This window comes from Kitasatospora sp. NPDC029367, assembly GCF_055569135.1.
Genome location: NZ_JBVHYH010000050.1, coordinates 48,248 through 59,226 on the forward strand (window position 1 = coordinate 48,248; position 10,979 = coordinate 59,226).

General features: G+C 73.3%; 9 protein-coding genes and 1 pseudogene. All 10 read left to right on the forward strand.

Annotated features, from left to right (window positions below):
* Window positions 1-239 precede the first annotated feature (239 nt).
* Window positions 240-2,183 carry an alpha/beta hydrolase family protein gene (locus ACZ4W5_RS24975; RefSeq protein WP_465656999.1) on the forward strand — a complete coding sequence of 648 codons (1,944 nt, stop codon included), beginning with the start codon at window positions 240-242 and terminating at the stop codon, window positions 2,181-2,183.
* On the forward strand, window positions 2,180-2,341 hold the full coding sequence (locus tag ACZ4W5_RS24980) for a hypothetical protein (protein ID WP_360232502.1): 162 nt from the start codon (window positions 2,180-2,182) through the stop codon (window positions 2,339-2,341). Before ACZ4W5_RS24975 ends, ACZ4W5_RS24980 begins: the two co-directional genes overlap by 4 nt.
* Window positions 2,342-2,492: 151 nt before the next feature.
* On the forward strand, window positions 2,493-4,448 hold the full coding sequence (locus ACZ4W5_RS24985) for a RiPP maturation radical SAM C-methyltransferase (protein WP_465657001.1): 1,956 nt from the start codon (window positions 2,493-2,495) through the stop codon (window positions 4,446-4,448).
* On the forward strand, window positions 4,429-5,118 hold the full coding sequence (locus ACZ4W5_RS24990; protein ID WP_465657002.1) for a DUF5825 family protein: 690 nt from the start codon (window positions 4,429-4,431) through the stop codon (window positions 5,116-5,118). The genes ACZ4W5_RS24985 and ACZ4W5_RS24990 overlap by 20 nt, the downstream gene beginning before the upstream one ends.
* A 101-nt stretch (window positions 5,119-5,219) precedes the next feature.
* Window positions 5,220-6,422, forward strand: a complete 1,203-nt coding sequence (locus ACZ4W5_RS24995; RefSeq protein ID WP_360232511.1) for a cytochrome P450 family protein — start codon at window positions 5,220-5,222, stop codon at window positions 6,420-6,422.
* Complete coding sequence (locus tag ACZ4W5_RS25000) at window positions 6,415-7,755, forward strand: MFS transporter (protein ID WP_360232514.1); 1,341 nt, start codon at window positions 6,415-6,417, stop codon at window positions 7,753-7,755. The genes ACZ4W5_RS24995 and ACZ4W5_RS25000 overlap by 8 nt, the downstream gene beginning before the upstream one ends.
* Window positions 7,756-8,055: 300 nt before the next feature.
* Entirely contained in the window at window positions 8,056-9,015 is a 960-nt protein-coding gene (locus ACZ4W5_RS25005; RefSeq protein WP_360232517.1) for an ABC transporter substrate-binding protein, read from the forward strand.
* A gap of 81 nt (window positions 9,016-9,096) precedes the next feature.
* Window positions 9,097-9,885, forward strand: coding sequence for an amino acid ABC transporter permease (locus ACZ4W5_RS25010; protein WP_465657004.1), 789 nt, complete (start codon window positions 9,097-9,099; stop codon window positions 9,883-9,885).
* The gene (locus ACZ4W5_RS25015; RefSeq protein ID WP_465657006.1) at window positions 9,878-10,675 is read left to right on the forward strand and encodes an amino acid ABC transporter ATP-binding protein; all 798 of its coding nucleotides are present in this window, start codon (window positions 9,878-9,880) and stop codon (window positions 10,673-10,675) included. The genes ACZ4W5_RS25010 and ACZ4W5_RS25015 overlap by 8 nt, the downstream gene beginning before the upstream one ends.
* A gap of 79 nt (window positions 10,676-10,754) precedes the next feature.
* Window positions 10,755-10,979, forward strand: a pseudogene (locus ACZ4W5_RS25020) (hypothetical protein); the annotation flags it as partial.

Sequence of the window (10,979 nt, forward strand, 5' to 3'; positions counted from 1 at the left end):
CGGAGCCGCTGTCCGGCGGGGCGCAACGGCACTCGGACGGCCGGCGGATTCATCCCAGCTGACTTTCGGCCATCTGTGCGAGAGGTCTGGTCGTGACCGCGACACCCTCCTAGAGTGGCCGCGATCCTCCGCAAGTGACCTTTTCTTCACGCGGGTTCACCTGACCTTCACACCGGTCCACCGGCCCCGGCACGTTCAGCGCGCTCCGTTCCCACCGTCGAAGCGAAAGGGCCGGGTCCGTGACGCAGGCGTTCCAGTCCCCCGGCTTCGCCGCCCTGGCGGCCGACCGCGCGGTCGAGACCCGGCTCGTCGAGGAGCGCTGGCAGGCGGTCGCCTGGGACCGGCGAACGGACCGGCGCCGGGTGGTCACCGACCGGCCCGAGGGCGTCCACCTGAGCGAGATCGAACCGGACGGCGAGGCCATCTGGTGGTTCGACTCCGACGGCGCCGGGGAGGGCCGGTGGTGGCGCGAGCCGTTCACGGGCGGTGCGCGCGGCGCGGCACTCCACGGTGTGCCGCCCGGCCGGGCCTACGGCGTCGCCTTCGACCGGACCGGCGCGCTGGCGGCGGTGGCCGTCGGGACCGGCGACACCTCGCACTGCTACGTCGGCCCGCCTGCGGGCGAGGCCCGGCCGATCGGTTCGGCGCCGGGGTACCTGGGCCTGGCCGACCTGTCCCCGGACGGCCGGCTGCTCGCCCTCGGCGGACGCCCCGACGGGGACGACGCGGTGCTCCTGTGGCCGACGGACGCGCCGTCGCACCTGCCGACGGGCCGCGCGCCGTCCAACGCGCCGTGCAGCGCGCCATCCAATGCGCCGGACGGTGCGACGCGGCTCGCCGGGAGCCCCCGACTGCGGCTCTGGCCGATCGAGTTCAACCCCCTCGCCGTGCGCGAACCCGAGCTCCTCCTGGTGATCGAGGAGGACGAGCGGTACTCCGTCGCGACCTGGCGGGCGGACTCGGGCCTGCGAAGACACCCGGAGCTGTCATTCGACTCGCAGATCTCGGCCGGCTGGTACGGCGGGCCGCACGGGGTGCTGATCCAGCACGAGCGGGCCGGGCGGAGCCGACTGCTCCTCGCCGACCTCGGCCCGTCGACCGCCCTCGACCTACCGGCCGCTCTCGGCCCACCGGCAGAACCGGCCCCGTCCCCGCCCGCGCCCGCGCCCGCCCGGGAGATCCGCACCCCCGGCGGCACCATCCACGACCTGTCCTGCGCCCCGGACGGCACCCTGCACTGCGTCTGGAGCCGGGAGTCGACCCCGCCCCGCCCACTGGTCCTGCGCCCCGGCGCCGAGGAGCCGCCCCACCCGGGCCCGGCCCGCGCTCCGGAGGGCGATGACCGCACCCGCCGCAGCAGACGCTGGACGCCCCAGCCCTACGGGCGGATCCACAGCTTCGTCAGCACCCCGGCCGGCCCCGGCCCGTGGCCGACCCTGTTCCTGGTCCACGGCGGCCCCGCCACCCACGACCGGGACTCCTACGACCCCCGGGTGAACGCCCTGGTGCGCCACGGCTACGCGGTGGTGCGCACCAACTACCGCGGCTCCACCGGCTACGGCTCCGGCTGGCAGCACGACTACGGCCACCGGGTCGGCCTGGCCCAGATCGAGGACCTGGCCGCCGTCCGCGCCGAACTGGTCGCCGACGGCACGGCGCTCGCGGAGCGCACCGGCCTCTGCGGATTCTCCTGGGGCGGCTACCTGACCCTCCTCGCGCTGGGCGCTCAGCCCGAGCTGTGGACGCTCGGCATGGCCGCCCAGCCGATCGCGGACTACCCCGCCACCTACCGCACCACCACCCCCGCCCTGCGCGAGGTCGACCGCCAGCTCTTCGGCGGCACCCCGGACGAGGTCCCCGAGCGCTACCGCGCGGCCGACCCGCGCTCGTACGTGCACCGGGTCCGCTCGCCCGTCCTGCTGGTCGCCTCGCGGACCGACGAGCGCTGCCCGCCCGAACAGGTCGACCGGTACGCCGCGGACCTGCGCCGGCTGGCCGTGCCGCACGAGCTGCACTGGGTGGACGGCGGCCACTACAGCCGCCGGACCGCCGACCACCGATCGGTGCTGGAGGCGATGGTCCGCTTCGCCGGGCGCGCCTGGCCGGCACCGCTCCCCCGGACACCCCGGGGCGACCGCCCCGGGGCACCCACCGATCCGATGGAAGGAGGTGAACAGCCATGAAGCGACGCAGCATCCAGAACGACCCGATCGGCACCCCGGAGCGTGACCGGGGCGCCGTGGTGGTCCAGAACTTCTCGCTCGACCTCACCAAGGCCGCAGCGGTCGCGCCTGCCCTCAAGGGGCAGCCGAAGCCGAAGCCGGAGCAGAAGGACAAGTGACCCACCGTCGCTCCGGGGGGCCCGCGGTGCCCCGGAGCGACACCCCGCCGACCGTCCTCGAAAGACCGCGACCGACCGCGACGGCCCGCCAACCGTCCCGTGACCGACCACGACCGACCGCGACCGCCCTCGACCGACAGAAGTGGCCACCATGCGTATCGTCCTGCTGCACATGCCCTGGGGTGCGATCGACGTGCCCTCGCTGGCCCTCGGGATCCTGCACACGGCCGCCGCCCGGGCCGGGCACGAGACCGAAGTGCGGTACGCCAACCTGGACTTCGTGGACTGGGCCGCCGGGACCACCGGCTTCGGCGTGGACGACTACCAGTACTTCTCCGAGAAGTCGTACTTCCAGGGCGCGGGCGACTGGGCCTTCGCCGGCGCACTGTACGACGACGAGAACGGCGGCGACCCTGGCGGCGACCACGACGGCTCCGCCGACTACTTCGCCTATCTGGCCGCCAACGGCGCGAGCCCGCAGGAGATCGCCCTGACCCGGTCCGTCCGGGCCCTCGCCCCCGCGTTCATCGCCCGGCTGGTCGACGAACTCGCCGCCGACCCACCGGACTTGGTCGGCTTCACCACCACCTTCCAGCAGAACACGGCCAGCCTCGCCGCCGCGAAGCTGCTCAAGCACCGCTGCCCGCAGGTGCGCACGGTCTTCGGCGGCGCGAACTGCGACGGTCCGCAGGGCGCCGCGCTGCACCGCAACTTCCCCTTCCTGGACTACGTGGTGCGCGGCGAGGGCGAGGCCGCCTTCCCCTCACTCCTGGCAGGCGAGGACCCCTCCACCGTCCCCGGCCTGTGCTGGCGCGACGCCACCGGGAGGTCGACGGCCAATCCGATGACCGAGCGGCCGCTGCCGCCCGCCGCGATCCTCACGCCCCGCTACGACGGCTTCTTCGAGCGGCTCGACGCCTCCGTCGCGGCCGGCTGGGTCGACCCCAAGCTGGTCCTCGAAGGTTCCCGTGGCTGCTGGTGGGGCGAGAAGCACCACTGCACCTTCTGCGGGCTCAACGGGTCCTCGATGGCGTTCCGCTCCAAGCCACCGGCCGACTTCCTCGCAGAGGTGCTCACCCTCGCCGAGCGCCACCAGCTGCTGGACGTCTACGTGGTCGACAACATCCTGGACATGGGCTACTTCGACACCGTCCTGAAATCGCTGGCCGAACTCCCGGTCGACCTACGGCTGCACTTCGAGATCAAGGCCAACCTGCGCCGCCACCAGTTCCAGTTGCTCGGCGACTCCGGCGCGGCCCAGGTCCAGCCCGGCATCGAGAACCTGAGCACCCGGGTGCTGCGGATCATGGACAAGGGGGTGACCGGCTGCCAGAACGTCCGCGCACTGCGGGACGCGCAGAGCGCCGGGGTCTCGGTGACCTGGAACTACCTCTACGGCTTCCCGGGCGAACAGCCGGACGACTACGAGTCGGTGATCCGCCAGCTCCCCGTGCTGCACCACCTCGACCCGCCGACCGGAGCGGGACGGATCGCCATCGAGCGGTTCAGCCCGTACTTCGACCGCCCCGAGCTGGGCTTCGCGATCACCCGGCCGGCCCTCCAGTACCGCGCGACCTACCGCCTCCCCGAGAGCGAACTCAACGAACTGGCCTACGTGTTCAGCGCGCCCCCGCGCGGGATCGGCGGCGACCTCGCGGAGCGGCTGAGCGCGGCGGTGGACACCTGGCTCGCGCGGTTCCCCGACAGCCGGCTCAGCTACCGGGACGCGGGCGCACGGATCGTGCTCGTCAACACCCGCCCCGGGTACGACTGGCGGGCGGTCGAACTGACCGATCCGGTGGAACTCGCCGTCTTCCGGCTGCTCGACCGGCCCCGCTCGGCCGCCGCGCTGGCCGCCAAGGTCCCCGGCGGCGCGGCGGCGGTCGCGCCGGTGCTGGAGCACTTCACCGCGCTGGGCCTGCTGTTCCACGACGGCGACGGCTACCTCCAGGTCGCCGTCGAGTCCGACAACCAGGTGCTGATGCGGATGCGGCACCGGCACGGTCCCGAGGCCGAAGCCGAAGCCCGCCCCCTCACCGCCACCCGTGCCCGTACCCGTACCCGTACCCGTACCGAGGAGGTGCCCAATGCCGTCCCGATCGGCTGAACGGACCGGGCTGCACGGCAGTGGCGCCGCCGCCTGGCGCGCGGCCGCCCCCGAGGTCGAGCTCTGGCTCGACTACGACCCTGACGTACGGGAGTTGCCGGGCTTCGCGCTCGGCCGCCGCGCCCTGACCGGCCCGGCGCAGGCGGAGGTCACCGAGCTGCACCGGGCCGGGGTCCGCTGCCTGCGGCTGACCGAGCCGGTACGGCTGTGCGCGGACGCCCCGGCGGCCTCCGCCCGCGCGCTGATGCTGCTGCGCGAGGCGACCGGACAGGGGCTGGCCGTGCTCTGGCAGGCGGTCTGCCCGGACGGCTGCGCGGCCCAGCGCCGGTTCCACCACCTGTACCCGCCCGAGCAGTTGACCGGTGGCCCGCAGGAGGTGCTCGCCGACTGGCGCGCCACGTACTTCCCGAGCAAGTGCGTGCTCCGGCGCGGCCCCGGCTTCGTCGAGGTGCGGGACCGCCGGTTCGGGACGCTGGAGCTGTTCACCATCGACGAACCGGGCCACCTGGCACAGTTGGAGGCGCTGTCCGAGGGCGTCGAGGTCGACCTGCTGCCGGACGCCGTCCGCCGGGACTTCGCCGAGGCCGGGCTGATCGCCGAGCAGGCGGGCCGCGCCTGGTTCCTGCCGATGCGGGTGCGCCGCTGGCCGTTCCCCTCGCTGACGGTCTGACGGCCTTCACCACTGCCCGGCCTTCCCGGCCACCCGGCTGCCCAGCCACCCGACCACCCGGCTCCCAGCCGCAAGAGTTCCGAGCCCGAGGAGAGAGACCCATGACCACCGCGGTCGACGACGACGCCGCAGCCCGGATGGCCGCCTTCATCCGCGACCCGTACCCCACGCTCGCCCGGATCCGCGAGGCCGGCGCGGTCTCCGTCGTGGAGTTCGGCGAGGGGCTGCCGGTCTACCTGGTGACGCGCTACCAGGACGTCCGGGCCGCGTTGACGGATCCGCGCTTCGGGCAGGACGTCCGCCGTAGCCAGGCCATCGCGAGCGGGCGCGGCGCGGGACTGACGCTCGGTTCCGAGGTCGTCCACATGCTCAACAGCGATCCGCCGGACCACACCCGGCTGCGCCGCCTGATCCAGGGCGTCTTCACCCGCCGACGGGTCGACGAGATGCGGCCGCTGGTGGAGCGCACCGCCGACGGCCTGCTGGACGGGCTGCGCGGCCGGGGCACCGCCGATCTGATCACGGACTTCGCCTTCCCGCTGCCCATCATGATCATCTGCGAACTGCTCGGCTTCCCCCCGGAGGACATGCAGGCCTTCCGCACCTGGTCGACGGCGATCCTCACCCAGGGCGGCGACCTGACGTTCGCCCAGGCGACCGAGGAACTGAACGACTACCTACGGGAGTTGATGGCAGCCCGGCGGGCCTCGCCGAAGGCCGACATCCTCACCGACCTGGTGCAGGCCCGGGACGCCGGCGAACTCACCGAGCGGGAGGTGTTCTCGATGGTCTTCCTGCTGCTGATCGGCGGCCACGAGACCACCGTCAACCTGCTCGGCACCGCCACCCTGGCGCTGCTCCACCACCCCGACCAGCTCGCCCTGCTGCGCGCCGACCCGGCGTCGATGCCGGTCGCCGTCGACGAGTTCCTCCGCTACGAATCCCCGGTCAGCATGGCCACGTTGAGGTTCACCAACGCCGACGTGATGGTCGACGACGTCGAGATCCCGGCGGACGAACTGGTACTGCTCTCGCTCGGCGCGGCCAACCGGGACCCGGCCCGCTTCACCAACCCCGACCGGCTGATCCTGGACCGGGGCGACCCCGGCCACCTGGCCTTCGGACAGGGCCTGCACCGCTGCCTCGGCTCCTTCCTCGGCAGACTGGAGAGCGAGGTCGCGCTCACCGGCCTGCTGTCGCGCTTCACCCGGATCGAGCTGGCCGCCCCGGAGGAGACCCTGCCCTGGCGCAACACCATCATGCTGCGCGGCCTGGAGTCGCTGCCGGTGTCGCTCGATGGCTAGCCGCACCGGCACGAGCAGCGACGGGCAGGGCGGCGCGGAAGCGGACAACCGTACGGAGCCGGGCGGCCGTACGGAAGCAGACGGCCACGCGCAACCAGCCCGCGCCGCAAGGCTGTTGCGTTTCCGTCCCCGGTTCGGCCTGGCGCCGCTGCGCGCCCGCGGCTTCCGGCTGCTGGTGATCGGCCAGGCCACCTCGGAGTTCGGCAACGCCTTCCAGGTGGTCGCCCTGCCGCTGCTGGTCTACTCCCTCGCCGGCGGCGCCCGTCAACTGAGCCTGGTGGTCGCCGCCTACGGCGCGGGCCGGCTGGCCGCCACCCCGCTCGGCGGGATGCTCGCCGACCGGTTCGGCGCCCGGCGGGTGCTGCTGGCCGCCGACCTCGGCCGGCTGCTCGCCACCGCCGCCCTGTGCGCGGTGGCCGCCGCCGGGGTGGCGGACTTCCGGCTGATCGGCGGGCTGGCGCTGCTGGTCGGCCTGGGCGCCGGGGTGTTCCTGCCGGCCGCCTGGGCGATCACCCCGACCCTGCTGCCCGCCGCGGACCTGCATGCGGGCAACGCCCTGAACAGCACGGTCACCTTCGGCGCCGGGCTGCTCGGCCCGGCACTGGCCGGCCCGCTGGTCGCCTGGCTGGACCCGGCCGCCGCGCTGGGCCTGGACGCGGCGACCTTCGCCGTGTCGGCGGCGACGCTGCTGCTGATCGGTCGCGGCAGCCCGGTCGCCCCGCCCGGCCCGATCTCCGAACGCGCCTCCGTACCAAGGAACTTCCGTGCCCTGCTGCGGGAGTCGCCACTGCTGCGCGCGGTGCTGACGGTGACGGTGATCGCCAATCTGACGGTGGGCGGCGCCACCCGCGTCGCCCTGCCGACCCTGGCCACCCATGGCTTCGGCGCCGGTGCCGTCGGGCTCGGCCTGTTGCTGGCCGCCTTCACCGGCGGTGCGCTGGTCGGCGGCCTCTTCGCGGCCGGCCTCACCGATCTGCGCTCGCGCGGCCGTACGGCGATGCTCTCCGGCCTGGTGATGGGTGCGGCGATCGGCCTGGTGCCGTTCACCGGCCTGGTCGGCGCCGTGCTGCTGCTCCTCCTGGCCGGCGGCGCCAGCACGGTGACCAACGTCCTGGTCGTCACCGGCGTGCAACGGGGCACCCCGCCCGCACTGCTGGCCCGGGTCATGGCGGCGATCACCTTCTGCGCGCTGGGGGTCTTCCCGCTATCGGTGATCGCGGCCGGCGCGGCCGTGGACGCCTTCGGGGCCCGGGCGGTGTTCGCGACGACCGGACTGTGCCTGACCGGCGCGTTCGGGTACGCGCTGACCAGGCGCGTGATCCGCGAACTGTGAGGCCGTGGCGTCGGCGGAGATTTGACTCCGCCGACGATCACCACGCATAGTGCCCGCATGGCTGGCTACCTCGTTTCGCGCAGGCACATCGACCTGCGCCGTGTGACGGCGATGAGCTGTCGCCCCAGCTGCTGACGCACGCCCTCTTCCGGCTCTGACGCCGGGCGCTCGCGTCCCCCCGTTTCCTTCCTGCCTTTCCCTTCCCTCCTTTCTTCCGCTCGCCCTTTCCGCGACCGCCCTGATCCGTGCGGTCGTGCGCTGCCGTTCGCCCTGCTCAGGTCCACGGTCCACGGTCCCCGTATGTCCCGGACCGGACTGGGCCGGATCGGGCCGGTCGGCCGCGCGTCCCCTCACCACCACACCTCTGGAGCCTCCATGGGCCCGCGCCGGGTTCTCGTCACCACTCTCGCCGTCCTCGCCTCGCTGGCCTCGCTCACCGCCTGCGGCGGCGGCTCCTCCTCGGCGAAGTCCGCCGACAATCCGTACCAGTTGTCCGTTCCGGGGACGATACGCGTCGGCACCCTCTCGGACGCGCCGCCGAACGTGTACCTCAAGGACGGCAAGTTCACCGGTTTCGACAACGACCTGTTCACCGCCGTCGCCGCCAAGGCCGGCCTCAAGGTGGAGTTCGCGGCGACGGACTTCTCCTCGCTGCTGTCGCAGGTCGCCAACCACAAGTTCGACGTGGGCAGTTCGTCCATCACCGTCACCGAGGCCCGCAAGAAGACGGTGGCCTTCACCAACGGCTACGACTTCGGCTACTTCGGCCTGGACGTCCCCGCCGGTTCGCCGATCACCGCCTTCGACCAGCTGGCGGGCAAGCGCGTCGTGGTCGTCCAGGGGACCGTCCAGGACGACTACGCGACCAAGAACAACCTCAACCCGGTGCGCGTGCCCGACTACAACGGCGCACTGAACCAGCTCAAGGCCGGGACGGCCGAGGCCTGGATCTCGCCCGCGGAGATCGGTGAGAAGAGCGCCCAGGACAGCGGCGGCAAGGTGGTCCTCGCCCAGAAGCAGCTCAGCTCCGCGCCGACCGCCTTCGCCGTCGCCCAGAACCGCCCCGAGCTGCTCGCCGCGCTGAACAAGGCCCTCGACGAGGTGATCGCGGACGGCACCTGGACCCGCCTCCAGGAGCAGTACTACCCGGGCCGCCCGGTGCCGGACGGCTTCAAGCCCGGTAACGGCTCGGTCGGTTACCCGCCCGTCAAGGCGGCCCCGACCACGGGCGCACCGGCCGGCGCGTCCCCGACGCCCTGACCCACCCCCTCACCACCCCCTCACCACCCCCCACCACCACCCCACCACCGAACCACCGAACCGGACGACAAGGAGGCCGACGTGGACCAGCTGGGCACGCTGGCGGAGACGTTCTTCAACTGGGAATCGATGCGCTCCGCGCTCTCCGACCTGCTCACCACCGGCGTGCCCAACACGCTGATCCTCGCGGTGACTTCGGCCGTCATCGGCACCGTCCTGGGGCTGCTGCTGGCGGTGGCCGGCATCGCCCGGACCCGCTGGCTGCGCTGGCCGGCCCGGGTCTACACCGACGTGTTCCGCGGTCTTCCGGCCGCGGTCACCATCCTGCTGATCGGCGTGGGGCTGGCCCCCCAGGGGATGGAGGTCTGGGGGCCGGACCCCTACCCGCTCGGGGTCCTCGCACTGTCCCTGATCGCCGCCGCCTACTTCGGGGAGATCTTCCGCTCCGGGATCCAGAGCGTGGAGGCGGGCCAGTTCGAGGCGGCGCGCGCGCTCGGCTTCTCGTACGCGGCGGCGATGCGGCTGATCATCCTCCCGCTCGGCGTCCGGCGGGTGCTGCCGGCCTGGGTGAACCAGCTCATCGCGCTGATCAAGGACTCCAGCCTGATCTACTTCCTCGGCCTGACGGCCGATCAGCGCGACCTCTTCCGGATCGGCCAGGACTCCGCCGCCACCACCGGCAACGAGTCCGCGCTGGTGCTCGCCGGACTGTTCTACCTCCTGCTCACCGTGCCGCTGACGCACCTGGTCAACGTGATCGACCGACGGCTCCGCCACGGGCGCGGCACACCGTCGGCCGCCGCCTCCCGCTCCGAGGCCCGGCCCGCGCCCGAGTCCACCCCCGTCCCCGAAGGAGCGGCACGTGTCTGACCACCGCCCCACCTCCACCACGGCCAGCGCCACCACCACCACCACCGCCACCCGCACGCAGTTCTCCCCGGTCAGCCTGGCCAGCCGGGACCTCCACCTGTCGCTGGGCGGCACCCCGATCCTGCGCGGCGTGGACCTCGACGTCCCCGAGGGGCACACCCTCTCCGTGATCGGCCCGTCCGGCTCCGGCAAGTCCACCCTGCTGCGCACGATCAACCGCCTGCTGGAGCCCGACCGCGGCGACGTCCTGCTGGACGGCGAGAGCGTCCTGCACCGCGACCCCGACCTGCTGCGCCGACAGGTCGGCATGGTCTTCCAGCAGTTCAACCTCTTCCCGCACCTGAGCGTGCTGCGCAACCTCACCCTCCCGCTCCGCAAGCTCAGGGGCCTCTCCCGCGAGGAGGCGACCGGGACCGCCCTGCGCCAACTCGACCTGGTCGGCCTGCGGCACAAAGCCGACGTGCGCCCCGCCCGGCTGTCCGGCGGGCAGCAGCAGCGGGTGGCGATCGCCCGCGCGCTGGCCATGGAGCCCCAGGTGATGCTCTTCGACGAGGCGACCTCGGCCCTGGACCCGGAACTCGTCAAGGGCGTCCTGTCGCTGATGGCCGACCTCGGCCGCGCGGGCATGACCATGGTGGTGGTCACCCACGAGATGGGCTTCGCCCGCTCGGTCTCCGACAGCGTCGCCTTCATGGACGGCGGGGTGGTGGTCGAGTCCGGCCCTCCCGGGGCGGTCTTCGACGCACCGCGCAGCCCGCGCCTGCGGCAGTTCCTCGCGGACGTGCTCTGACGCCGGCCCGGGACCGTTGACAGTGCCACGCCGGGCTCCTAGCGTGGCGCAGTCGATTACCCGTGAGTAGGGAACGTTGATGGCCGAGCCCCGCCCGTACGACCTCGTCCTGTTCGGTGCCACCGGGTTCACCGGCGGGCTCACCGCCGAGTACCTGGCCCGGGCCGCGCCCGAGGGCTGCCGCTGGGCCCTCGCCGGCCGGGACGAGCGCAGGCTCACCGCCGTCCGGGCGCGGGGGGGGGGGGGGGGGGGGGGGGGGGGGGGCCACCCCCCCTCTCCGGTCCCACCCACCCCCAACAGACGC